21 protein-coding genes are annotated in these 25639 nt (G+C 53.8%); 11 read left to right on the top strand and 10 right to left on the bottom strand.

The window, feature by feature from the left end; translation table 11 throughout:
* Window positions 1-8: 8 nt before the first annotated feature.
* From T325_RS00450 to T325_RS00420, 7 genes are all read right to left on the bottom strand, one after another.
* Window positions 9-620, bottom strand: coding sequence for a polysaccharide deacetylase family protein (locus tag T325_RS00450; RefSeq protein ID WP_036909522.1), 612 nt, complete (start codon window positions 618-620; stop codon window positions 9-11).
* Window positions 617-3982, bottom strand: a complete 3366-nt coding sequence (locus tag T325_RS00445; protein ID WP_036909520.1) for a protein O-mannosyl-transferase family — start codon at window positions 3980-3982, stop codon at window positions 617-619. The genes T325_RS00450 and T325_RS00445 overlap by 4 nt, the downstream gene beginning before the upstream one ends.
* Before the next feature lie 63 nt (window positions 3983-4045).
* A complete protein-coding gene (locus tag T325_RS00440; protein WP_036909517.1) occupies window positions 4046-4498 on the bottom strand; it encodes a YqaA family protein in 453 nt (150 codons plus the stop codon).
* Entirely contained in the window at window positions 4474-5418 is a 945-nt protein-coding gene (locus T325_RS00435) for a hypothetical protein (protein WP_036909516.1), read from the bottom strand. The genes T325_RS00440 and T325_RS00435 overlap by 25 nt, the downstream gene beginning before the upstream one ends.
* Window positions 5415-6701, bottom strand: a complete 1287-nt coding sequence (gene purD, locus T325_RS00430) for a phosphoribosylamine--glycine ligase (RefSeq protein ID WP_036909514.1) — start codon at window positions 6699-6701, stop codon at window positions 5415-5417. Before purD ends, T325_RS00435 begins: the two co-directional genes overlap by 4 nt.
* Window positions 6702-6770: 69 nt before the next feature.
* Window positions 6771-8936, bottom strand: coding sequence for a S9 family peptidase (locus tag T325_RS00425; RefSeq protein WP_036909512.1), 2166 nt, complete (start codon window positions 8934-8936; stop codon window positions 6771-6773).
* Window positions 8923-10428, bottom strand: a complete 1506-nt coding sequence (locus T325_RS00420; protein ID WP_036910005.1) for a THUMP domain-containing class I SAM-dependent RNA methyltransferase — start codon at window positions 10426-10428, stop codon at window positions 8923-8925. The genes T325_RS00425 and T325_RS00420 overlap by 14 nt, the downstream gene beginning before the upstream one ends.
* 179 nt (window positions 10429-10607) lie before the next feature.
* Between T325_RS00420 and T325_RS00415 the strand changes: the two genes are divergently transcribed.
* The 8 genes from T325_RS00415 to T325_RS00380 all read left to right on the top strand — a co-directional run bounded on the left by T325_RS00415 (window position 10608) and on the right by T325_RS00380 (window position 19153).
* On the top strand, window positions 10608-11855 hold the full coding sequence (locus T325_RS00415) for a sensor histidine kinase (protein ID WP_051949613.1): 1248 nt from the start codon (window positions 10608-10610) through the stop codon (window positions 11853-11855).
* Window positions 11856-11946: 91 nt separating this feature from the next.
* Window positions 11947-12726 carry a head GIN domain-containing protein gene (locus tag T325_RS00410; protein WP_181020805.1) on the top strand — a complete coding sequence of 260 codons (780 nt, stop codon included), beginning with the start codon at window positions 11947-11949 and terminating at the stop codon, window positions 12724-12726.
* Window positions 12727-12806: 80 nt separating this feature from the next.
* Window positions 12807-13523, top strand: a complete 717-nt coding sequence (locus tag T325_RS00405) for a nucleotidyltransferase family protein (protein WP_036909511.1) — start codon at window positions 12807-12809, stop codon at window positions 13521-13523.
* Entirely contained in the window at window positions 13520-14302 is a 783-nt protein-coding gene (locus tag T325_RS00400; protein WP_036909510.1) for a hypothetical protein, read from the top strand. Before T325_RS00405 ends, T325_RS00400 begins: the two co-directional genes overlap by 4 nt.
* A gap of 19 nt (window positions 14303-14321) precedes the next feature.
* Window positions 14322-15257 carry a CDP-alcohol phosphatidyltransferase family protein gene (locus T325_RS00395; protein ID WP_036909509.1) on the top strand — a complete coding sequence of 312 codons (936 nt, stop codon included), beginning with the start codon at window positions 14322-14324 and terminating at the stop codon, window positions 15255-15257.
* Complete coding sequence (locus T325_RS00390; protein ID WP_036909508.1) at window positions 15254-15946, top strand: HAD family hydrolase; 693 nt, start codon at window positions 15254-15256, stop codon at window positions 15944-15946. The genes T325_RS00395 and T325_RS00390 overlap by 4 nt, the downstream gene beginning before the upstream one ends.
* Window positions 15939-18581: a DUF5686 and carboxypeptidase-like regulatory domain-containing protein gene (locus T325_RS00385; RefSeq protein ID WP_036909506.1), complete on the top strand. Its 2643-nt coding sequence runs from the start codon at window positions 15939-15941 to the stop codon at window positions 18579-18581. Before T325_RS00390 ends, T325_RS00385 begins: the two co-directional genes overlap by 8 nt.
* 32 nt (window positions 18582-18613) lie before the next feature.
* Window positions 18614-19153, top strand: a complete 540-nt coding sequence (locus T325_RS00380) for a peroxiredoxin family protein (protein WP_081910984.1) — start codon at window positions 18614-18616, stop codon at window positions 19151-19153.
* A 42-nt stretch (window positions 19154-19195) separates the two neighbouring features.
* Here T325_RS00380 and T325_RS00375 read toward each other — a convergent pair whose 3' ends face one another.
* The 3 genes from T325_RS00375 to T325_RS00365 are packed head-to-tail and all read right to left on the bottom strand — an operon-like array spanning window position 19196 to window position 22117.
* Window positions 19196-20344, bottom strand: a complete 1149-nt coding sequence (locus T325_RS00375; protein ID WP_036909505.1) for a cytochrome d ubiquinol oxidase subunit II — start codon at window positions 20342-20344, stop codon at window positions 19196-19198.
* The gene (locus T325_RS00370) at window positions 20341-21876 is read right to left on the bottom strand and encodes a cytochrome ubiquinol oxidase subunit I (RefSeq protein WP_036909504.1); all 1536 of its coding nucleotides are present in this window, start codon (window positions 21874-21876) and stop codon (window positions 20341-20343) included. Before T325_RS00370 ends, T325_RS00375 begins: the two co-directional genes overlap by 4 nt.
* 22 nt (window positions 21877-21898) lie before the next feature.
* Window positions 21899-22117, bottom strand: a complete 219-nt coding sequence (locus tag T325_RS00365; protein ID WP_036909503.1) for a DUF4492 domain-containing protein — start codon at window positions 22115-22117, stop codon at window positions 21899-21901.
* Window positions 22118-22239: 122 nt separating this feature from the next.
* On the opposite strand from T325_RS00365, the gene T325_RS00360 reads away from it, so the two are divergent.
* The 3 genes from T325_RS00360 to T325_RS00350 are packed head-to-tail and all read left to right on the top strand — an operon-like array spanning window position 22240 to window position 25637.
* Window positions 22240-23112 (top strand): hypothetical protein, encoded by an 873-nt coding sequence (locus tag T325_RS00360; RefSeq protein ID WP_036909502.1) that lies wholly within the window; start codon window positions 22240-22242, stop codon window positions 23110-23112.
* A gap of 5 nt (window positions 23113-23117) precedes the next feature.
* Window positions 23118-24611, top strand: a complete 1494-nt coding sequence (locus T325_RS00355; RefSeq protein WP_369794023.1) for a TolC family protein — start codon at window positions 23118-23120, stop codon at window positions 24609-24611.
* A gap of 39 nt (window positions 24612-24650) precedes the next feature.
* Window positions 24651-25637: an HlyD family secretion protein gene (locus T325_RS00350; RefSeq protein ID WP_036909501.1), complete on the top strand. Its 987-nt coding sequence runs from the start codon at window positions 24651-24653 to the stop codon at window positions 25635-25637.
* The last annotated feature ends 2 nt before the right edge of the window (window positions 25638-25639 follow it).

The raw sequence follows: 25639 nt of genomic DNA, 5'->3' as shown, positions 1-25639 counted from the left end.
TAAGGGGTTTAGGGGAAGGTGCGGAAAGAATAGCCCTGGTCTTTGAGCCATTGGAGACTCTCTGGGAGGGCTGTGCGGAGCTTGTCGATGGACTTGAGGGAGTCGTGGAAGGTGATGATGGAACCGTTGCGTGCGTATTTCTTGACATTGTTGACCACATCCTCGGCTGTCATCCATTTAGAGTAGTCGCGGGTGACAAGGTCCCACATCACGATTTTGTACTTACGACTGAGCCAGGCATATTGTGCCATACGCATCCAGCCATGGGGCGGGCGCACGTAATGGCTGTGGATGTAGGCATTGGCCTTCTCGACATTATAGCTGTATTCCTTGATGGTGTGGCGTAGACCACCGATATGGTTGTGGGTGTGGTTACCCACCTGATGGCCCTCTGCCACGATGCGCTGATAGAGCTCCGGATACTTGCGCACATTGTCGCCCACCATGAAGAAGGTGGCCTTGGCATTGAACTGCTTCAGCGTTTCAAGGATAAACGGGGTGGCTTCTGGTATGGGGCCGTCGTCGAAGGTCAGGTACACTGACCTGTCGTGACGGTCCATCCTCCAGTAAGCCCTGGGGTAGAGCCAGCGGAGATAGGGTGCTGGTTGCTCAATAATCATTCTCCGTAGCTCCCTCCTTTGGATTCGTATATATGCATGAGGCTCTGGAGCTGTTGCTCAAGGCGCTCAGACTTCTTCTGATCTATCATGTCCTCGATGCTGAGTATCTGCTGCATGATATAGAGATGAACCATGCAGTCGTGCTGTGACATGCTGAAACGAGACTCGTCGAGCGAGCAGTAGAACTGCAGATACTGTGCCGACTTCTTCCAGAGTTCGTCGATGAGCTGCTGGGCCTTCTTGGGCTGAGCCGTCAAGGCATAGGCGCGGGCCAGATCGAGTGAACCGCTCTGGAAGTCGTGCGGGATGTTATAGGATGGCAGAGCCTTCTCACACTTGTCAAGTACCTGCTTGGCTTTGTCGGTCTTACCCTCGTTGACGAGGTCCAGGGCCAACAATGAGAGCAGGCGACGGTGGGTGTAGCACATACGGATCACCGTCTCGTCAAGATAGATGCCCTTGGTATCAACACCACCGAACTTGAACTTGTTCATCACGTTGTTGAACGTCTTCTCGGTATCGAAGTTCTTAGCGCCAGGAGCGTTGGTGGTGAACGGCGTGATACGGTTGGCCAGACCCTCCTGCACGAAGTTGTCGCCCAGGTTCATGTAGTTCTCGGAACCCACGGTAAGGGCCACATAGACAGGACGTGTCCAGTTGGCATTGGCAAGAATCTCGAGCATCATGAGGTCGCCCTTGTAAAGGGCACTCTTACCCTTGAGCGAGATGACCATCTTGTCGGGGATGCTATCAGCTGCCATCATCATGCCACTCTTGCGAACAGCCTCTTTATCGATGGTCATATAAACGGTATCGGTGGGGATGACGTGGAAGTCCTTGACCTTAGAGCGTACCCAGTGGTTGAGGATGTTCTTCAGCTCGAAGGGCTCTTCGCCCAGCTGTTTCTTAGCCTCCTCAGGATTCTGGCGATAGAGCTCGAGTACCTGTTCCTTAAGCGAGGGGTCGACCTGTACATACTCGTTGGTACCGGCGCAATACTCCAGTCGGCTCCATGTGATGGGCAGTGAAGGCGAGTCGTAGGCCTGACGGCGCATCTGGTCGATATACCAGTCGGTCTGCAGGTAAGAGAGGTTGCAGACGCGGGCATCGGTACGCACGCCCTCGGTGTCTTGGTTATACCAGAGGGGGAAGGTGTCATTGTCGCCATTGGTGAAGATGATAGGATTGCCCTCCTCCTGCAGAGTCATGAGGTAGTTCTGACCGAAGTCGCGGCAGGTGTAGCGGCCAGAACGGTCGTGGTCGTCCCATGTCTGTGAGGCCATCTGGATGGGAACCAGCAGAGCAACGACAGCTACCACGGCTGCGATAATCAGGCTCTCCTTCTTCAGCTTGCGCTGGAGCCAGTCGATGATGGCTGCCACGCCCATGCCACACCAGATGGCGAAGGCATAGAACGAGCCTGCGTAAGCGTAGTCGCGCTCACGGGGCTGCATAGGTGTCTGGTTGAGGTAAATAACGATGGCCAGACCGGTCATGAAGAAGAGGAAGAACACCACCCAGAACTGGCGGATGCCTACGGGGTCGTCGATGATCTTCTCCGTGCCGTTGACCACGATCTTACGCTTGCGGGTGTACCATGCTTGCCAGAAGAGACCGATGAGGCCCAGGATAAGTGGCATGCAGTAGAATACGTTGTGACCCTTGTTCTCCTTCAGCTCATCGGGCAACAGCTCCTGGTCACCCAGGCGTGCGTTGTCGATGAAGGGGATACCTGTGATCCAGTTGCCGTGCTCGAGTTCACCATTACCTTGGATATCGTTCTGACGACCGGCGAAGTTCCACATGAAGTAACGCCAGTACATGAAATTACACTGATAAGACAGGAAGAAACGGATGTTCTCGAACTGTGAGGGGACCTTGACGGTCATGGGTTCGCCACAGCGGTCGTAGGGAACCTCGGTGCCGTCGACACCTCCCATCCACGATTCGTAGGCTGCAGCATGACCTGCATCGTACATACGTGGGAAGAACATGTTCTGGGCATATACGTATTCGTCTTTAGTGCGAACCACGAAATAAGAGTCTTTCTCGTCGGCAGAAGCCTTCTCCTTGCGCTGGTAGACGGGCTTACCCTTCGACATGACGGGCTTGCAGTAGTTGCCATCCTGTTCGAGGGCTACCTGAGAGGTGTAAGCCTGACCATAGAACAGTGGGCGGTTGCCATACTGGTCACGTCCCAGATAGTCGCCGAGTGTGAAAATGTCCTCTGGAGAGTTCTGGTCCATCGGGGGGTTGGCAGAAGAGCGGATGACAATCAGCGCGTAGCTGGAGTAGCCAATCATGAGCATGAGCATGCAGAGCAGGGTGGTGTTCTTCATGCGGGCTGTGATGAGTGCTTTCTTGTCCTTGGTGTAACCCAATACGAACCAGAGGGCTGCCAGTACGATGATACCGATGATGAAGGCCGACCAGCCCCAACCGTAGAATGGAATGCCAAGCATGCCCACTGAGAGCAGGAAGGCAATATTCTGTACCTTCTCAGAGTGGCGCTGCGTCTGGGTCTCATAGACTGCCCAGATGACACAGCTCACCAGCAGGATGATATAGATGATCTCGCCTGTGTTGAACGGCATGCCGAGCGTGTTGACGAAGAACAGCTCGAACCAGCCGCCCACGGTGATGATGCCAGGAACGACGCCATAGAGCACGGCTGCCAGGATGACCAGCGAAGCCGCTAAGGCAATGAGCGAGCCCTTGAGATTGGCATCGGGATAGCGACGGTAGTAATATACCAGGCCGATGGCAGGTACACACAGCAGGTTGAGCAGGTGGACACCGATAGACAGGCCTGTCATATACATGATCAGGATGAGCCAGCGGTCAGAATGAGGCTCGTCGGCATGGTCTTCCCATTTCAGGATGAGCCAGAACACCACAGCAGTAAAGGCCGAGGAGTAGGCATAGACCTCGCCCTCGACAGCCGAGAACCAGAAGGTATCGCTGAAAGTGTAGATCAATGCGCCCACTAAGCCAGAGCCCTCGATGGCTATGAGCTTAGAGAGCGAGAGGTCTTCCCAGCGGCTGATGAGCAGTCTGCGTACCAAGTGGGTGATGCTCCAGAAGAGGAATAGGATACACGTGGCAGAGAGCAGGGCGCTCATCGTGTTGACCATGCGGGCCACCTGAGTCGCATCGCTTGTGAACTGCGAGAACAGGTTGGCAGTAAGCATGAAGAACGGTGCCCCAGGGGGGTGACCTATTTCAAGTTTATAACCTGTCGTGATAAACTCCGGACAGTCCCAGAAACTGGCTGTCGGTTCGATCGTGGAGCAATAGACGAAGGCGGCAATCAGAAAAGAAAGCCAACCGAGGGTATTGTCCACCAGTCTGAATTGTTTCATTGAAAATATGCTATTCTAACGTTAAAACTCAAATTATGACTGCAAAGATACTAAAAACTTTGTTTACATAAACAGCCCTGCGCCGTAAATTAAGATAATATAACGGAATAATTTGCCTATGGTGATGGCGATGAATGTGATGACGATGTTGGAGCGCATCAGTCCCAAGGCGATGGTGATGGCACTGCCGAGAACAGGCAGGAAGGCGAAAAAGCCCATCCAAGAGCCATGGCCCGCCAGAAAACGATGGGCTTTGTCGAGGCTTTCTTTCCTGACATGGAGGTACTTTTCAATCCATTCCATCCTGCCCATACGACCGATGCCGTAGTTGACCACAGACCCCAGCACATTACCGATGGTGCCGTAGACCATGAGTTGCCAAGGGTCGAGGCCAGTGGCCATGAGCGCTATCATCACCGCCTCGCTGGAAAAAGGGAAGAAACTGCCAGCCAGAAAGGCTGCCAGCAGCATGCCCCAATAACCATACTGACTTAAAAGAGTGATGATGACATCCATAGGTTATAGCCTGTGAACAAAAGGGTCATGATGATGATGACGATGAACAGGATGTTGGTGAGACGTGTGTGGGTGAGCGCAAAGAAATGGGCGACGATGGGGCTGACCACCAGAATCAGCACGCGGATTACCATGTCGTAGCACTGGGGCTGAACCACCACCAGCAATAAGGAATAAATGGCCACCATGATAAAACTGTAGTATATCTGGCGTACACGGATCTTATCCTTATAGCTGGTGAGGATAAAGTGGATGGCGCCGATGATGAAGAGCACCACAAGGAAACCGAGAAATGCCAACTGGGACAAGTTGAGCATCGTGTAGTCGGGGCGCGACACGATATCGAACAGACTGCTCAGATGACTTGACAGCAGAGCCAGACTGTCTTCGCCCTGATAGACATAATAAGGCAGACAGAACCAATAGGGAGTGAGCAGGCCCAACAGGGAAGCAAAGAACGTGCGCCATGAGAGTGAGAAGATGAACCACGCCATCATAATCCAGAACGCAGGCAGGTAGTAAAGCACCTGACTCTGGATGATGCTTCCTATGCCCAGACAAAGGAATGTGTAGAATGTCCAGCCTACCGAGTCGCGGTCCTGATAGCTGTGCCAGAGCAGGTAAAGAGCCAAAGCTGCTCCCATCTGCATGAGTGCTCCTGAGCGCGAGGGAAAGAGAAAGACTGCCGCACTGGTGATTGCCAGATAGGCGCACGACACCAGTCGGCTGTAGATGCGGATGAGCAGGTTCTCATTGTTGAGTTGCATCATCATCCACGCCGACAGTACGAAACAGCCGAACTGGACCCACCACTGCTGGGACACCAGACCAGCGGTGAGCCAGATGAGTATAGCGTAGAAGGCCGTTACAGGCAATGCGTAACGGCTTTCTGCGATTCTGTTTTGTAAGCGTTTGATCATAGATCAGCGCCGATGTCGCGACGGAAATATTTATCGGTGAACTGAATCTTCTGAGCTTCCTCAAACGATTTCTGAAGTGCCTCGGCCTTATCCTTGCCGTAGGAAGAGACAGCAATGACGCGACCACCAGCCGTCACTACCTGACCGTCCTTCATGGCCGTGCCACTGTGGAAGACGATAGATCCCTCTACCTGGTCGATGCCTGTGATGGGGTAACCCTTCTTGTACTCCTGGGGGTAACCGCCGCTCACCATCATGACGCACACGGCAGAACGGGGATCGAACTCGATGGCACGCTTGTCGAGGTCGCCGGCAGCTACACCCTCGAACAGATCGACGATGTCGCTCTTCAGACGGAGCATAACGCTCTCAGTCTCTGGGTCGCCCATACGACAGTTGTACTCGATGACGTATGGCTCAGCCTCTTTACTTGGCGTATTGGTGCGGTTGATGAGGCCGAAGAAGATGAATCCCTTGTAGTCGATGCCGTCAGCAGCCAGCCCCTCTACTGTCGGACGGATGATGCGGTCCTCCACCTTCTGCATCCACTCTTTGGTGGCGAAGGGTACAGGGGTAACACTTCCCATACCGCCAGTGTTCAGACCCGTATCGTGCTCGCCGATACGCTTGTAGTCCTTGGCCTCAGGCAGAATCTTATAGTTCTTGCCATCAGTGAGTACGAAGACAGAGCACTCGATACCACTCATGAACTCCTCGATGACCACACGGCTCGAGGCGTTGCCGAACATGCCGCCCAGCATCTCCTTGAGTTCTTTCTTGGCCTCGTCGAGGGTGGGGAGAATCAGAACGCCCTTACCTGCGCAGAGACCGTCGGCCTTGAGAACGTAGGGAGCTTCGAGGGTCTCAAGAAACTTCAGACCTTCCTCCAGATGTTCGCCGTCGAAGGTCTGATAGCGTGCTGTGGGGATGTTGTGGCGCTGCATGAAACTCTTGGCAAAGTCCTTGGAGCCTTCGAGTACGGCACCAGCCTTTGAAGGGCCGATGACGGGTACGTCCTTAGTACGCTCGTCGGCCTTCAGGTTGTCGTAGATGCCTTTCACCAGAGGGTCCTCAGGACCGACAACCACCATGTTAACGCCCTTGGCCACGATGAACTCCTTGATGGCCTCGAAGTCGTCGGCCTTCATGGCTACATTCTCACCGCAGTTGCCAGTGCCAGCGTTACCTGGGGCAATATAGAGTTTCTCACATTTCTCACTCTGAGCAATTTTCCAAGCCAGGGCGTGCTCACGTCCGCCACTTCCTAACAGTAGTATTTTCATATTTCTTATCCTTTTCTCTTTTTGCTTTTTTACCTTTCTACCTTTTCACCTTTTTACCTTTCTACCTTTTCACCTTTTCACCTTTAGGTAGTCTTCAAAGTACTGTGTGATGCGCTCATGCAGATGCACGCTGGCATGGCCGCGCATGTTGTGCTCCTCGCCAGGGTAGGCGAAGAAGTCGGGCTGTGTGCCAGCCTTGATACAGGCATCGAGGAACGACAGGCAGTGCTGAGGCACCACGGTGTTGTCGTTGTAGCCAGTGATAATCTGCAGCTTGCCCTTCAGGTTCTTGGCTTTGGCAAGCAGAGAGGTCTTGGCATAACCCTCAGGATTGTTCTCTGGGGTGCCCATATAGCGTTCGCCATACATCACCTCATACCATTTCCAGTCGATGACAGGGCCGCCAGCCACACCTACCTTGAACACATCGGGGTAGTTGGTCATCAGCGAGATGGTCATGAAGCCGCCAAAGCTCCAGCCATGTACGCCCAGACGATCCATATCAACGTAAGGCAGGGTGCGCAGATAGTCGACACCCTTCATCTGGTCCTGCATCTCTATCTGTCCCAGCTGGTGGAAGGTGGCCTGCTCGAAGTCGCGTCCGCGATTCTCTGAACCGCGGTTGTCGAGAATGAACAGGATATAGCCTTTCTGAGCCATATATGTCTCCCACGAGCGACTCATCCAGTGCCATGAGGCATCGACGTTATGGGCGTGGGGACCACCATATACGTATACCACGGTGGGGTATTTCTTGCTGGCATCGAAGTCGGCTGGCTTCACCATGCGGAAATACAGGTCGGTCAGTCCGTCGGCAGCCTTGATGCTGCCATTCTCGAAGATGGGCTGCTGGTAGTTCTGCCAGGGGTCTTCGGCATTGAGCAACTCGCAATGCTTCCCATTGCTGGTGTTCACGATATCGATGATGCGAGGAATGTCGGGCGCAGAGAACTTCTCAACAGCCTGTTGGCCAGAGGCAGAGAGGCTGACGCTGCGAGTCACGCCGATGCCACGGTCGAGAAGGGTGCGCTTGCCCGTCTTCACGTTGACGGCATAGAGATTGCTCTGCAGGGGACTGAGCTCGTTGGAGCGAATGATGATGCTCTGGCTCTTGCGGTTGAAACCAACCACCTCCATTACCACCCAAGGGCCTTTGGTGAGCTGCTTGAGTTCCTTACCCTTCACGTCGAACAGGTAGAGGTGGTTATACCCATCCTTCTCACTCTGTAGGATGAACTTCGTGTCATCCCAAGGCAGGAACTGGATGGGGTTCTGTGGTTCTACATATTTATCGGATGTCTCGCGATAGAGTTCTGCGATACGTTCACCAGTGATGGCGTTATAAGACACCAGACGACAGTCGTTCTGACCGCGATTCAGTTCAAGAATATAGACGGTCTTGCTGTCAGGGCTCCATGCGATGTTCGTGAAATAGCGGTCTGTGGGGTCGCCAGCCTGCAGGTAGACGGTCTGCTGCGACTGGAGGTCGTAGACGCCTATGGTGACCTTGTGAGAGGCCATACCTGCCATGGGATATTTGTCAGGCTCATGGGTAGCTTCGCGAGGGAAGATATCCACCTGCGGATAGTCGGTCACCATGCTCTGATCCATGCGATAGAAGGCCAGACGCATGCCGTCAGGACTCCAGAAAGTACCCTTGTTGATGCCAAACTCATTGCGGTGGACAGACTGTCCGTAGACAATCTCGCGTGAGCCGTCAGTCGACAGCTGGTGCTTCTTGCCCTGTGCGTCGGCGATGAAGAGCTGATTGTTCTCGACATAGGCTGTGGCGCGCGATTGGGCGTTCCAGTCGTTTGCCTCCTGACCGGAGATGCTGTCCTGCCATACAATCTTCTTTGCCTCGAAGTCGACAAGGATGAAAGCCTTTCTGTTGCCTACTGCCACAATGGGCTGACTGGGGTAGGGGAAGGTGGCGTTCATCAGGTGGCGAACATATCTCACGCTGTCGCTCTCTGCCCATGTGTTGATGTCATCGAGGGTGAAGAGCAGGTGCTTCTCACCAGTCTTCGTGTCGATAAGGTAGCACTCCTCCACATCCGTCTGAACGAGTCTCTCGCCCCACCAGGTGAGGAACATGTCCCTGGGCTGCATGCGGTAGTAGTTATTGCCGCCGAAATTCAGGTCCTCAAGGGAGAAAAGTCTGTTTTGTGCGCTCATTGTCATAGAGGCTGCCAGGAGCAATGTCGTGGTCAGCAACTGCTTAATCCTCGTCATCGTTGAATCTCCTTTTCTTTCCGAAATCCTTGCCTTTGCTGAATGAGCGACCTTTGCCGCTGCGGTCGAAACGCTCATGGCCGCCCTTGTTCGCGCTGCTCTTGTAGCCGCCCTTGCGGTCTCTGCGCTCCTCACGGTCTTCACGGCCGTTGTCTCTGTGGCTTCTGCGCTCATTGCGCTTGTCTTTGTCGAGGTTGTGGCGGTGGAAGGTGAACGAGCGGATGTCGGCCTCTTCGTTCTCCTCCTGCTCCTCCAAACGTTTCTTGAACTCGCGCTCTTTCTTGAAGCGGTGCTTCTCGGCCATCTGGCGCTTCTCCTCCTCGGTCTTCACGATGCCGCCTTCAGAGCGGAAGTCCTTCAGTTTTCCATCGAACATCTGGTACTTGCGGAACTCGCACTCCAGACTGCCGTTATAGAGAGGAATCTTGATGCTGGGCTTCAGACCAATCTGGTCGAAACACTCCTCGCGATAGCTCAGCACCCAGGCGTCGTTGCCCTTGAACTGGTGCTTCAGTCGCTCGCCAATCATACGATAGGTACCCATGAGGTCAGGGGTAGAGATGCGCTCGCCATAAGGCGGATTGGTGATGATGATGCTCTTGTTCTCTGGCTGGGTGAACTCTTTGAAGTCGCGCTGCTCTATGCTGATGATGTCAGACAGGCCAGCAGCCTTCACATTCATGCGAGCTGTGTTTACAGCCTTCATGTCGATGTCGTAGCCGTAGATCTTGTGATTGAACTCACGTTCCAAACTCTCGTCGTTATAGATGCTGTCGAAGAGGTCGGCGTCAAAGTCAGGCCACTTCTCGAAGGCAAACTCCTTGCGGAACAGACCAGGAGCCATGTTCTTGGCAATGAGGGCAGCCTCAATGAGCAGCGTACCGCTGCCGCACATGGGGTCGATGAAATCGGTGTCGCCCTGCCAGCCAGAGAGCAGGATCATACCTGCTGCCAGAACCTCGTTCAGAGGTGCCTCGACACTCTCCTGGCGATAGCCGCGGCGATGGAGCGACTCGCCGCTGGAGTCGAGACTCAGCGTACACTTGTCTTCTGCGATATGCATATTCAGACGGACGTCAGGGTTAGCCACAGAGATGTTGGGGCGCTTGCCTGTCTTCTCGCGGAACTGATCCACGATGGCGTCTTTCACCTTGTAGGACACGAACTTAGAGTGGCGGAACTCTTCAGAGAACACCACAGAGTCGACGGTGAAGGTCTTCTCCGTCCCTAAAAATTCTGTCCAATCTATCTTCTTGATTTCCTCATACACATCGTCAGCGCTCTTGGCTTTGAAATGCCGTATGGGTTTTAAAATTCTGATGGCAGTGTGCAACTGGAAATTTGCACGATACATCATTTCCTTATCACCTGTAAACGATACCATTCGTCTACCGATTTCCACATCGTTAGCCCCCAGTTGGGTCAGCTCCTTCGCCAGTACAGGTTCCAGTCCCATAAACGTTTTGGCGATTAATTCAAATTTTTGTTCCATGAATGTCATTCAATTACAGCCTGCAAAGTTAATGTAAAGTGAGCAAATATCACACATTTTTTCTGTTAATCTTACAAAAAAGATGACTTTTTACGAAAAAAACAGGCATTTTTGTTGGCAATTCAAATAAAATCCTTAATTTTGCCCACCGAATTCATGTTTGAAACCATTTAGAAACCATGCTTGGATTGCTACTTTTCTTCCAGATTAAAGATGCTTATCTTTATCCGTTGCTGTGGGGCATATTCATCTTGCTGCTGCTGGTAGCCGTGGCTGGTATCATTATACAATATCGCAATGGCATTAGGATACGTAAGGAAATCGACGATTTAACAAGGGTTCAGCAATATAATATTGAGTACGACCTGGTGCTGAAGGCCATGAAACTGTCGACGTGGCACGTTGATACCCGTACCCGCATCATCACCTATGATGCCGATTTCCGCGACGGCCCTACCTTCCCTTCAGGAACAGAGGCGCCAATCGACCTGCTGCAGGATGTGCTGATGCCTACCGATGCCTCGCGAGTGATGTCGGCATTGGAAGATCTGGCTGAGGGGCGTTCAATGTTCTTCAACCAACAGTATCAGGTAAAGGATAACCCGAATGCGAAATACCACTGGGCGCAGAGCTTCGCCACGGTGGCCGACCGCGATGCCGATGGCATACCGACGAAAATCGTGGGTGCCTCGATGCGCATCGACGACCAGAAGCAGATGGAGACAGCCCTGATCAATGCCCGTAACAGAGCAGAGGAGAGCGATCGCCTGAAGACCGCCTTCCTGGCTAACATGGGTCATGAGATACGTACGCCGCTGAATGCCATCGTGGGCTTTGCCGACCTGTTGCCTGTGGTGGATAACGAGGAAGACCGCAACCAGCTGATAGCAGAGATACAGATGAACAACCACAAGCTGTTGCAGATCATCGACGGTCTTGTGAGTATGTCAAAGGTAGAGGCCGAGGCTAAGAGTCTGGTCAAGGCTCAGACCGACATCGTGCCTGTGCTCACAGAAGTGGCAAGGAAGTGTGCCCAGCTGGTAGATGGCGTATCGGTGAAAGTGGTGACCCAGTATCCATACAACGAGTTGCTCATGAATACCGATGTCGACAAGTTGCGTGAGGTGGTTGAGAACCTGATGGAGAATGCGGTGAAGTTTACAGAGAGCGGTACCATCACCTTAGGCTTCAGCCTGCCTCAGGGCGACCATGTCAAGATATGGGTAGAGGATACAGGTAAGGGTATCGCGCCAGAAGACCAGAAACGTATCTTCGACCGATTCGTCAAGGTCGACGACTACATCCCTGGCGCTGGTCTCGGACTGTCAGTAGCCAAGTCGCATGCAGAGAGTCTGGGCGGTAATATCGGCGTCGACTCGACCATCGATCATGGCTCTACTTTCTGGGTTGATCTGCCTTTGGTATAAATTTGATATAAAAATATTTGCTGACGATGAAACTTTTGCGGCTATCTTTGCGTCTAATAGGCAGAAGTTGAATAAAAAATACGAAAGCGTTATGAAGAGACATCATTTTCTGTTGGGCATCGCTATGGTGGGACTATCCGTCGCAATGTCGTCGTGTGTGAATTGTTATAGGAGTCTTTCCTTCAGCGAGAAGGATATGGTGACAGAGACGCGCCATCTGAAAGATTTCGAGCGTATCGAGGTCAATGGCTCGCCTACGGTCTATTATACTCAGGCCGACAGTTTCTCTGTAGTGGTAAAGGCACCAGAGGACGTGATAGACGAGATCCTGACCGAAAAGGAAGGTAGTACCCTTATTGTGCGCAACCGTGGTAAAATGGGCATGGTGAACGTCAGTTTCAACGATGGTGCCGATATGTCGATATATGTCACATCACCCGACTTGACTAGCGTGCGCCTCAATGGCTCTGGCGACTTCGTCAGTCGCGAACTCATTGACACGGACAATATGGAGTTCGTGTTGCGTGGCTCTGGCGACATCGACGTGCAGGATGTGGTCTGCGACCGATGCCGTGTAGAGGTGGTAGGCTCAGGCGATCTGGATGTGAAAAACCTTGAGTCGCGCAACGTCTCAGTGACCCTCGTAGGCTCTGGCGACATCGACCTCAACCTGCATCGTGTGAATGATACCAACATCGGTTTGCGTGGTTCAGGCGATATCAACGTGAACTTCAATAACGACTGTGGTTCAGTGGATTGCCAGCTCAACGGTTCAGGCGACATCAACCTCAGTGGCCGTGTCAGTCGCTTCCACATGGAAAAGCACGGTTCAGGCGATATAGATATAGACAATTTATCAATAGAAAAATAAATAAGATTTAAAAGTTTTCTGATTTTCGAGGGAAATACGTATCTTTGCCCCCAGTTTAGTGTACGTACAAGAGAATCAGAATGAAATATGCAATCATAGCCGCGGGCGAGGGCTCGCGACTGGCTCAGGAGGGAGTCCAGAATCCCAAACCTCTGGTAGAGGTATGTGGAGAACGGTTGATTGACCGTCTTATAAGAATCTTCATGGCTAATGGCGCCACAGAGATTGTGGTGATCTGTAATGAGCAGATGAAGATGGTGAGTGCCCATCTGGAGACAATACAGAAACGGGGCGACGTGCCCTTGAAGTTCATTGTCAAGTCTACGCCCAGCAGCATGCATAGCATGTGGGAGCTGAGCCGTTGGCTTGGCAATGAACCTTTTATACTCACCACTGTCGATACTATCTTCCGCGAAGAGGAGTTCTCAACCTATGTGGAGACCTTCCAGCGCCAGCTGTTCTGTGACAAGATCGACGGCCTGATGGGTGTGACCGACTATATCGACGATGAGAAACCCCTTTACGTGGCTACCGATGGAGAGCTGCGCATCACAGGCTTCCTCGATCAGTGCGACCAGCCCAAGTATATCAGTGGCGGCATCTATGGTCTGACACCCCGTTCGCTCACCACACTGGCTCAGTGTATCGAGCGTGGCGAGAGCCGTATGCGTAATTTCCAGCGTGCGCTGGTGGCCGACGGACTGCGCCTGCAGGCATGGCCCTTCTCCAAGGTGCTCGACATCGACCATGCCAGCGATATCCAGAAAGCCGAAGGCTTCCTGATGAAAGAGAAATGAAAAGGGTGTTGATGATACAGCGGGCAGAGGTCTTTTCGCCTAATTCTGTGGAGAAAGACCTGGCGATACTCGAGGCTGTGGCTCAGAGGCTGCGCAGTAAGGGCTGCGAAGTGAGCCTGGTGAGCGAGACGACGGTCTTAGAACCGGCTCCAAGTGCTGACGCCATCTTCACGATGGGCCGACTGCCTGAGACGCTGTCTTGGTTGAAGACGCTCGAGGGCGTACAGATCGTCAACCGTCCAGAGGGCATCGAGCATTGTGGCCGCTGTCAGCTCGAAGCTCTTATGGCGCGCATAGGCACCCCCATGCCCCCTAAGGAGGGTGTTGACGGCTATTGGCTGAAACGTGGCGACCAGGCCGCCCAGAGTCAGGGCGACGTGGTGTTCGCCCCCAACCGTGAGGCCTTGGAACAAGAGATACAGAAGATGCAGCAGCGTGGCATCAGTCAGTATGTGGTGAGTGCCCATGTGGTGGGCGACCTGGTGAAGTTCTATGGCGTTCAGGGCACAGGCTTCTTCCGCTATTATTACCCCACAGACGACGGTCAGTTCAAGTTTTCCGACGAGGCGCGCAATGGCGAGGCTCGTCACTACGCCTTCAGTGAGGCCCGGCTTCAGCAGCGTGTGGAGCAGTTGGCCGAGGCAGTTGGCATCAAGGTATATGGCGGCGACGCCATCGTGCGTGCCGACGGCTCGTGGTGCATCATCGACTTCAACGACTGGCCCAGTTTCTCGCGCTGTCGCGACGAGGCAGCCGACGCCATCGCAGGGCTGATTTAGAATTTAGATTTTCAGATATATGGCAACATTTAAGGAATTATTGAGATTATCTTTTAAGTCAGAGGACACTGAGGAGTGGCTCGACGTCCACTTTACACGTCCCATAGGCTTGGCTTTCGCTTTGTTGTGGAATAAGTTTGACATCCACCCCAACGTCATCACCATCGTGTCCATTTTCCTGGGCCTGGGTGCAGGATGGATGTTCCATTATACCGATTTGTGGTCGAACGTCTGTGGCGTGCTGCTGCTCATGTTTGCCAACTTCTGCGACTCGACCGATGGTCAGATGGCGCGTCTCACAGGCAAGAAGACCCTCATTGGCCGAATGCTCGACGGCTTCTCAGGCGACGTGTGGTTCTTCGCCATCTATATAGGCATCGTGGCCCGTTTGTGGAACCAGCACATCCCCTTCACCAACATCGAGTGGGGCATCTGGGGCTTCGTACTCTGTGCACTGGCTGGCTTTGGCTTCCACTCCAAGCAGAGTTCACTGGCCGACTACTACCGCCAGATTCACCTCTTCTTCCTGTTGGGTAAGGAGGGTAGTGAACTCGACAACTACCGTCAGCAGCGCCAGATCTACGAGAACCTGCCCAAGGGCGAGGTGCTCTCGCGTCTGTTCTATTACAACTATGCCAACTACTGCAAGAGCCAGGAGCAGCGCACGCCCCAGTTCCAGCAGTTCTTTGCCCGTTGGAAGAGCGACGCCGCCCTGCAGACCGAGGACGTGCGCCAGCAGTTGCTCGCAGGCAGTCGCCCCCTGATGAAGTACACCAACCTGCTCACGTTCAACTCGCGAGCTATCACCATCTACGTCACCTGTCTGCTGGGCTGTCCGTGGGTATATCCCCTCGTAGAGCTCACCGTGCTGCAGACCATGTATGTGTATATGCATCGTAAGCACGAGAAACTTTGTGCTGCGCTAAATACAAAACAATATAAGGATAAAGCATGATAAAAGGATATATATTCGATTATGGCGGCACGCTCGACACGGGTGGACAGCATTGGGGCAAGGTCATCTGGCATGCCTACGAGCGCCAGCAGGTGCCCGTCGGTTGGGAGCTGTTTCGCGAGGCTTACATCCATGGTGAGCGCACGCTGGGCAAGAACCCCATCATACAGCCCGACTTCACCTTCCGCCAGACGCTCGAGAAGAAGGTTGAGCTGCAGATGGACTACCTGCGGCAGCACCATGCCAGGTTCGACGTGCAGAGCGCGCAGCTCCATGTGGTCGACGACCTCTACGAGCAGACCTGTGCCGAGACGGCACGCAGCCGCGAGGTGTTGCTCCGTCTGAAAGAGCAGTACCCCTTGGTGCTGGTGAGCAACTTCTATGGCAACATCGCCACGGTGCTGCGAGAGTTCGGCCTTGAAGGCATCTTCGGCAAGATCATCGAGTCGGCCGTGGTAGGTGTTCGTAAACCCGATCCGCGCATCTTCACGCTGGGCGTTGAGGCCCTCCGCCTCCATCCAGACGAGGTGGTTGTGGTAGGCGACAGCATCGATAAGGACATCATTCCTGCCCGCGAGGCAGGCTGCCATACGGTATGGTTCAAGGGCGAGGGCTGGACCAGCGACCCCGTCGATGAATCAGTTCCAGAACAGATAATCACAAATTTAAAAGCGTTAATAAATGAGTAAAAAAGTATTCCTGTTACTACTCAGCCTTTTAACCTTTTTACCTATAACGACCTTTGCCCAGCACTTTGTGTCGGGCCAGATATTCGATGCCCAGACAGGCGAGCCCCTGCCTTTTGCCAGTGCCCAGTACAAGGGTCATGGCATCGGCGTGGCCAGCGATATCGAGGGCAATTTCTCCATCGCCCGTCATAACGGGTGGACGCTCACTTTCACGGCCGTGGGTTACGTGTCGCAGACGGTGGTAGTCAATGCCAACGTGAAGAGCATGTTCAAGGTCAGTCTGAAGCCCGACAATACCCTGCTGAAGGAAGTCACCATCAAGTCGAAGCGTGGGCGCTACAGCCGTAAGAACAACCCAGCTGTCGAGATGATGAAGAAGGTAGTGGCCGCCAAGAAGAGGACCGACCTCGACAACCGCGACTTCTACCAGTACAACAAGTATCAGAAGATTACCCTCGCGCTCAACGACTTCAGTCCGGAGATGCTCGACTCACCCAAGTACAAGAAGAAACAGTGGCTCATCGACCAGATAGAGCCCTGTCCCTATAACAACAAGCTCATCCTGCCCATCAGCGTCGACGAGACCGTGTCGCAGAAAGTCTACCGCAAGAAACCCCACGACGAGAAAGTCATCATTAAGGGCATGAACCAGACGGGCATCAACGATATCATCCAGACGGGCGACATCCTCAACACCGTCATCAAGGACGTGTTCACCGATGTCAATATCTACGACGACCAGATACGCATGCTGCAGTATCCCTTCACGTCGCCCATCGGCAAGGACGCCATCTCCTTCTACCGCTATTATATCCAGGACACCCTCATGGTGCAGGGCGACAAGTGTTTCCACCTTCATTTCCTGCCCAACAACCAGCAGGACTTCGGCTTCCGTGGCGACCTCTACATCCTGGCCGACTCGTCGTGGCAGGTGAAGCGCTGCGAGATGACCATCCCCAAGAAGAGCGACGTCAACTTCGTCGAGAACATGCAGGTGGTGCAGGAGTTCCGCCGGTTGCCCGATGGCGACTGGGTGCTGGCTGTCGACGACATGTTTACTGAGATTAAACTCGCCTCCTTCCTCCAGAAGCTGGCCGTCATCCGCAATACCCGTATCACCGACTATGCCTTCGACGAACTGCCGCGCCAGCTCTTCAAGGGCAAAAAGAAAGAGGTGAAGGATGTCAATGCTATGATGCGTGGCGACGACTTCTGGAACCAGTACCGTCAGGTAGAGCTCACCAGGAGCGAGAGTCAGATGGGTGACTTCATCTCCAACCTCGAGAACATCAAGGGCTTCAAGTACATCGTCTTCGGTGTCAAGGCCTTTGTAGAGAACTTCGTCGAGACAGGCACCAAGAAACATCCCTCGAAGGTCGACATCGGTCCTGTCAACACCATGATCACCAAGAACTTCATCGATGGCATCCGTACCCGTCTGTCAGCCCAGACCACGGCCAACCTCGACTCCAACCTCTTCTTCCGTGGCTATATCGCCCGTGGCTGGGACTCCAGGAAGAACTACTACAAGGGCGACGTCATCTGGTCGTTCAACAAGAAGGAGTATCTGCCTCGCGAGTTCCCTACGCGCACGCTCACCTTCTCGTCGAGCTACGACATTGAGTCGCCGTCCGATAAGTTCATGCGCACCGATAAGGATAATGTCTTCACCGCCTTTAAGTGGTCGAAGGTCGACAAGATGCAGTTCTACAATCGCCAGTCTCTCACCTTCGAACGCGAGGAAGACTGGGGCTTCCGCACCCGTCTCAGCCTGAAGGCCGAGGAGAACGAGGCCGCTGGCAATCTCTACTTCATCCCTCTGAGCGAGAGCGCCGACAAGAACACGTGGACCAACTGGAGTCATCCCGTGGCGCCTATGTTCCAGGGTAACACCTTCGTGACAGCCAACTATACCCCTGTGGCCTCCCGTAAGATCCGCACCACCGAGCTGCGTGCCGAGCTGCGCTTCGCCCCTGGCGAGACCTTCATCAACACCAAGCAGCGCCGACTGCCCATCAACCTCGACGCCCCAGTGTTCACCGTCAGCCACACCCTCGGCATCAAGGGCGTGCTGGGTGGCGACTACAGCTACAACTATACCGAGGCCTCTATCTACAAGCGCTTCTGGCTCAAGTCATGGGGTAAGATGGACTGGCTCATCAAGGGCGGTATCGAGTGGGAGAAAGTGCCCTATCCGCTGCTCATCATGCCAGAGACCAACCTCTCCTACATCGTGCAGGACTATACCTTCGAGGCCATCAACAACATGGAGTTCCCCACCGACCGCTTCCTCTCAGCCCAGCTCAACTGGGACCTGAATGGTAAGATATTCAACCGCATCCCCCTCATCCGCAAGCTCAAGTGGCGTGAGTGGATAGGTTTCCGAGTGCTGTGGGGCGAGCTCAGCGACAAGAACAATCCCTTCCTCGCCCAGAACGCAGGCTCACCCCTGCTCATGTACTTCCCAGAAGGCTCCTACGTCATCGATCCCAAGCGCCCTTATATGGAACTCTCGCTGGGTGTCCACAATATCTTCAAGCTCATCCACGTCGAGTATGTGCGCCGCCTCAACTACAACGAGTTGCCCACCGCCCACAAACACGGCGTCCGCTTCATGGTCCGCATGACGTTCTAAGACAATAAGATATAAACTAAAATAAACGAATTATGAAGAAAAGTATTTTGACGATTGTACTGCTTTCGGTGACGGTGTCGCTGGTGGCAGCCTGTACGCAGAAACCAAAGGCCAATGAGGTGGCTACTACTGAGGTGGCTCAGGAGGAAATGACAACGGATGCTGACATGGCGCCAGACTTTGAGCTGCCCGATTTGCAGGGTAATGCACTGAAACTCTCGTCGCTGAGAGGTAAGTATGTGGTGCTCGACTTCTGGGGCTCGTGGTGTATCTGGTGTATTCGCGGCATTCCCAACATGAAGACGGCGTATGCTAAGCACAAGGATAAGCTGGAGATTCTGGGCGTGGACTGCCGAGACAGTGAGGAGAAGTGGAAGGCTGCTGTTGAGGAGCACGAACTGCCCTGGCTGCAGGTGCGTTGCAGCGACGAACAGCTGCCTAAATTGGGAGAGATGTATGGTATCGAGGGCTTCCCCACGAAGGTGATTATATCGCCTGAGGGTAAGCTGGTGAAGACGATTGTAGGAGAGGATCCTGAGTTCTACACCTTCCTCGATGAACTGCTGAAATAACAAAAAAGAATCCCTCGCTGATGAAGCGGGGGATCTTTTTTATCAGTAGGCGTGGTCGTCGCCTTGGAGCTCGTCTTTGGTGAGTTTCTTCTTGTCGATGGCGTGCCAGGCATGGACGATGTAGGCCAGCACGAAGGGCACGAGCAGCGAGACGTAGAACATGGTGGTGAGCGTGAACTCGCTGGAGCAGGAGTTCTCAAGGGTGAGCGACGACTGGAGGTCGGCCGTTGAGGGGTAGTAGGCCGTGTGGTTCCACGCACTGCAGAGCAGCAGGGCAAGAACGGTGAGCACGGTGCCGATTCCTGCAGGCCAGATGCCACCGAAATAGCTCTTGGAGGAGATGGTTCTGAGAATGCCGTAGAGCACTAGGACGATACCTGTCAGCAGCACGACGAGCAGATACCACATCTCGAGCAGGTTGGTAAGATATTTGTTGGGCTCCATGTAGATGATGCCCTCGTCGTTGTAGGCGAAACCGTCTTTGAGCAGCAGGTGGACCAGATAGGCCACGAAAAGCACCAGGAAGGGCACGGCAGCGCCGATGAGGCGCATGCTGCCACGCGAGCGGATGTCTTCGTCGTCGACGTTGTTCATGACGTAGAGAATGCCCAGCACACGGGCGAGGAACACCACGGCGAAGCCGAAGACGAGTACCCAGGGATTGAGCAGGGCGTCGAGGCCATGGGAGGCGTTGGCCCATCGCGATATGATGGGGGTGATGGCGCCAGCGTCGATGAGGTTGTTCTTCTCTACGATGAAGTTGCTGCCCTCGAAGAAGGTGGCCACGGCACCGCCTAAGAGCAGTGGGCCGAGGATGCCGTTGAGGGTGAGGAAGAACTGGAACGTGCGAGGGCCGAGGATGTTACCCAGCTTGTTCTGGAACTCGTAGCTCACGGCCTGAAGCACAAAGGTGAAGAGAATGAGCATCCAGAGCCAGTAGGCACCTCCGAACGAGGTGGAGTAGAACAGGGGGAAGGAGGCGAAGAAGGCTCCTCCGAAGGTGACGAGCGTGGTGAAGGTAAACTCCCACTTACGGCCTGTGGAGTTGTAGACCAGTCGGCGACCCTCTTCTGTATAGCCGAGGCTTCGGGCTACGGAGTTGGCGCCCTGGACGAACAACAGGAATACCAGTATGGCACCTAGCAGGGAGACGACGAAACACCAATAATGCTGTAAGAATGTGTATGTCATAGCTGAGGTCCTTTTTTGATTTGATGAAGCATGATGTTGATCTCGACGGCAAGCATCGTGGTGAAGAGAATGAGGAAGAGGAAGAAGGTGATGATGACGCTCGACGACTGGATGTCGGAGACGGATGCCCATGTGGGCAGCATGTCCTGAATGGTCCAGGGCTGGCGTCCGAATTCGGCTACGAGCCATCCGCTCTCTGAGGCGATATAGGCCAGCGGGATGAGGGCGATGGCCACCCAGTAGTGCCAGGCTGGCAGGGCGGTGATGTCGCGCTTCTTCCACAGGGCCTTAGGGAACTGGTAGGCGCCTGCCAGCACTACGGCGAAGAAGAGGATGAACAGGCACCCCATGCCCACCATGACGCGGAACGCCCAGAAGTTGATGGCGACAGGGGGCACCACGGCGTTCTTGTCTTTGATATAGCCATAGCCGAAATAGGGCATGTTCTCTTTCAGCACCTTGAGCTGGGCGGCGGCAATGGAGCCGTCGTCGCTTGAGGCGAACTTGGCGGCACGGTAGGCTGACAGGGCCGCGATGGCTTTCTTGCCTCGATCTATCTTCTCGTCGACAGAGAGCTCTGTCTTGCCGTTGGCCGTGATATAGCCGTTGAGGATGTCGTTGATGCCTGGCACGAAGCCATGTGGATCGTTAGTGGCCATGAGTGACAGACCATAGGGAATCTCGATGCCCTCGACAATCTTCAGACCTTGTTCTGTGCCTCCGTCGTAGAGGGCCTCCATGGCCGCGAGCTTCATGGGCTGTACCTCGGCCACGTCCATACCCGACTTATGACCTGTGACACCTGTCAGCAGTGCGGCTGCCAGACCCACGGCGGCGCCTATCTTCATGCTCTCGAGGGCCATCCTGGTCTCGCGCTTCTTAAGGAGATACCAGCAGCAGACACCCACACAGAATACGGCGCCGATGATCCAGGCTGAGGTGACGGTGTGGCAGAACTTGCTCACTGCGAAGGGCGAGAGCGCTACCTCGGCAAAGCTGACCATCTCGTTGCGCATGGTGTCTGGGTTGAACTCGCAGCCCACGGGATACTGCATCCAGGCGTTGGCAACGAGTATCCACCAGGCTGAGATGGTGGCGCCCAAGCCTGTAAGCCAGGTGGAGGCGAGGTGGAAACCGGGCGATACTTTCTTCCAGCCGAAGTACATGACAGCTACGAAGGTCGACTCCATGAAGAAGGCCACGATGCCCTCGACTGCCAAAGGAGCGCCGAAGATGTCGCCCACGAACCAGGAGTAGTTGCTCCAGTTGGTGCCGAACTCGAACTCGAGGATGATGCCTGTGGCCACACCCATGGCAAAGTTGATACCGAACAGCTTCTGCCAGAACTTGGCTGTCTGTTTCCAGAATTCGTCTTTTGTGCGATAGTAACAGGTTTCCATGATGCCCATGATGACCGCCAGACCCAGCGTGAGGGGCACGAAGAGCCAGTGGTAGATGGCTGTGAGGGCGAACTGTGCTCTCGACCAGTCGACGGTACTGGCATCAATGTCTAAAAGTAGATGATTGAACATAAATATTGTATTGTTTAATTGATTATTGTGCTCTGTCGATGAGTTCTGTGGCCACATAGCCTGCTTCATTGTCGGGAGCTTTCTGTTTTAGGAAATCAGGAAAAAAGAACACTTTTAGTATAGCGAAGATTATGAACAATTTGATAAGGATGACAGCCCAGAGGGTTCGTCCGAGACTCATATGGCGAAATCCGTCATAATAAAGGTCGAACGCGCGATAGAGGAATCCTTTCTTGTTCATAGGGTGTAGTAATATTGTCGTTGCAAATATACGTTATTTATTCTTAACTTCCAAACTTTTTCTTTTGTTTTTTCATCGAAATGACATATCTTTGCACCCGTTAACATGATTGATTAGGTAATATGAATAAGAAGATATTGATTCCGATTGTTGTGGTGATGCTGGCGCTGGTAGCTGGTGTGGCGTGGTTGTTCATGAGTCTGCAGGAGCAGAAACAGGTGAACCAGGACATGCAGGAGCTGGCTGAGCTTGACAAGAAGGAGATGGAAAACGAGTATGAGCGCTTTGCCTTGCAGTATAGCGAGATGAAGACGCAGATAAACAACGACTCGATCATAGAGCAGCTCACGCAGGAGCAGATGAGAACCCAGCAGCTGCTGGAGGAACTGAAGCAGGTGAAGGCTTCCGACGCGCGCGAGATAGCCCGTCTGAAGAAGGAACTGGCCACGGTGAGAGCCGTGCTGCGCGACTACGTGATGCAGATTGACTCGCTGAACCGTCTGAACGAGAGCCTGAAGCAGGAGAACACTACCGTGAAGGCCGAGCTGGCCGAGAAGAACCAGCAGGTGGCCGGACTGAGCAGTGAGAAGGCGTCGCTCTCAGAGAAGGTGGCCATTGCCGCCCAGCTCGACGCCACCAACATTGTGATGCAGATGATTGACAAGCATGGTAAGGTGGCCAAGAAACTGAAGGACTGCAAGCAGATGAAGGTGAACTTCGCCATCACGAAGAATGTCACAGCATCGAATGGTAACCGTACTATCTATGTGCGCATACAGAATCCTGGCGGTAACGTGCTCACTGGAGGTGGCACCTTCGCCTATGAGAACCGCAACCTGGAGTGCTCTGCTAAGAAGGTGATAGAATATACGGGTGAGGAAACACCTGTGACCGTATACTGGAACATGACCCAGATGCTGGAGGCTGGCGACTACCGCGTAAGCATCTTCGCCGACGGGAACATGATAGGGTCGAGGACCTTTAACTTTAAGTAAAGAGGATGATGAACAGGAAAGGACTGAAGACGGTAAGAAGTGGGGTGAAAGGGTTTCTGCCTTTTTGCCTTTTTGCCTTTTTACCTTTCACCGCAAGTGCCCAGCGGGTGCTCTCACTCGACAGCTGTAGGCAGATGGCCTTGCGGAACAACAAACAGTTGGGCATCTCGAAACTGAAGCAGGACGTGGCTGCCAACACCCGAAAGGCGGCACGCACGAAATACCTGCCTCATGTGAGTGCCTTGGGCGCCTATGAGTACACCAGCAGGGAGATATCGCTGCTGAGTGATGTGATGCAGGGCGAACTGGGACAGTTGGGCACCTCGTTTGCAGGTGGACTGACTCAGGGCATGGCTCCGCTGTTGGCACAAGACCCGAAGATGGCTGCCATCATGGGACAGCTTGGGCCGATGATGGAGCAGATGCTCAATGCCGAAGGACAGAAGATTGTAGATGCTTTCCATACAGACACGCGTAACATGTTTATCGGCTCTGTGACGCTGACACAGCCCATCTTCATGGGAGGCAGCATCATCGCCATGAACAAGATGGCTGATATCGCCGAGGAGATGGCGGGGCACTCAATGGAGGCCCGTCGCCAGGCTACCCTTTACAAGATTGATCAGGCCTACTGGCAGGTGGTATCGCTCTATCATAAGAAGAAACTGGCCGAGGGCTATCTCGACCTGGTAAAGAAACTCGACGCCGATGTTCATAAGATGATTGACGAGGGCGTGGCTACGAGAAGCGACGGACTGACGGTCGACGTGAAAGTGAACGAGGCTGAGATGACGCTCACCAAGGTCAGCGACGGACTGGTACTGTCGCGTATGCTGCTCTGTCAGCTCTGTGGACTGCCCCTCGACGAGCAGGTGGCGCTGGCCGACGAGCAGGCAGAGAACATTGCCGTGGTGGAACTGACGCCACAGCTCGACGTAGAGGCTGCCGTGGAGAACCGTCCTGAGCTGAAGATGCTCCAGAACAGTGTCGACATCTCGAAGCAGACCACCAACGTGCTGAAAGCAGGCAATCTGCCTCAGGTGGCTCTTACGGGTGGTTATGCCGTGAGCAATCCTAATGTGTTTAACGGTTTCGAGAAGAGATTCGCTGGTTTGTGGAACGTGGGCGTGATGATTCGCGTGCCCATCTGGAACTGGGGCGACGTGATGTATAAGGTACGTGCCTCAAAGGGGGCCACCTCGATTGCCAACCTCGAACTGGCTGAGGCTAAGGAACTGATTGAACTGCAGGTGAACCAGACGACCTTCAAGGTGGCTGAGGCCAACAAGAAACTCACCATGGCACAGGCGAATATCCAGCGTGCCGATGAGAATCTGCGCATGGCCAACCTCGGATTCAAGGAGGGCGTCATCACGCCAGCCACCGTGATGGAGGCACAGACGGCATGGCTACAGGCCCAGTCGCAGAAAATCGACGCAGAGATTGATGTCAAGCTCTCGCAGGTTGACCTGCAGAAGGCTTTGGGAACGCTTGAGTAAAGGCGGAAAATATTAAAGGTAAAAAAGTAAAATAAAGATATGTCAGCAAAAAGTCAACACAATAACATTCTACTGGCCATCGCAGGATTCGTGGCAGTAGTCATTATCGTAGCCCTGATCGGATTCCTTGCCCTCGATCGTGAGCCAGACGTGATTCAAGGACAAGTGGAAGTGTCTGAGTATCGTGTGTCGAGTAAGGTGCCAGGACGTATTTTGGAACTCCGTGTGAGTGAGGGCGACTACGTGAAGGCTGGTGATACCCTTGCCATCCTCGACGCCCCTGAGGTGAGAGCCAAGATGGAGCAGGCGCAGAGCGCAGAGAGCGCTGCCGCTGCCTTGGAGCTGAAAGCCAGAAACGGTGCCCGCGAGGAGCAGATACGTGGTGCCTATAACGTGTTGCAGCAGGCTAAGGCCGGCTACGAGATTGCAGAGAAGTCGTACAACCGTGTGCAACGCCTCTACGACGAAGGGGTGATGAGTGCCCAGAAGCGCGATGAAACCTTTGCAAACTATAAGGCCATGGAGGCTCAGATGAAGGCTGCTCAGAGTCAGTACGACATGGCTGTGAACGGTGCTCGCAAGGAAGACAAAATGGCCGCTGCTGCCCAGGTGGGGCGTGCCAAGGGTGCCGTACAAGAGGTGAACAGCTATATCCACGAGACTGTCCAGACTGCCCCAAAAGAGGGCGAGGTGAGCGACGTCTATCCCAAGGTTGGCGAGCTTATCGGCACTGGTTCGCCTATCATGTCGATTGCTGTGATGGACGACATGTGGGGAACCTTCAACGTGCGTGAGGATCAGCTTGGCGACTTGAAGGTGGGGTCTGAGTTTACGGTGTTCGTGCCTGCCTTCAACAAGGAAATCAGAATGAAGGTGTACTACCTGAAGGATCAGGGTTCGTATGCCGTATGGAAGGCTACGAAGGCCAACGGGCAGTACGACCTGAAGACCTTCGAGGTGAAGGCTCGTCCTGTTGATAAGCTCGATGGTCTGCGCCCAGGCATGTCGTTGATTATTAAAAAGTAACA

The organism is Prevotella sp. FD3004, from assembly GCF_000746155.1.
Taxonomy (GTDB): Bacteria; Bacteroidota; Bacteroidia; order Bacteroidales; family Bacteroidaceae; genus Prevotella.
The sequence above is the reverse complement of the archived record's forward strand: the minus strand, read 5'-3'. Positions and strand labels throughout refer to the sequence as shown.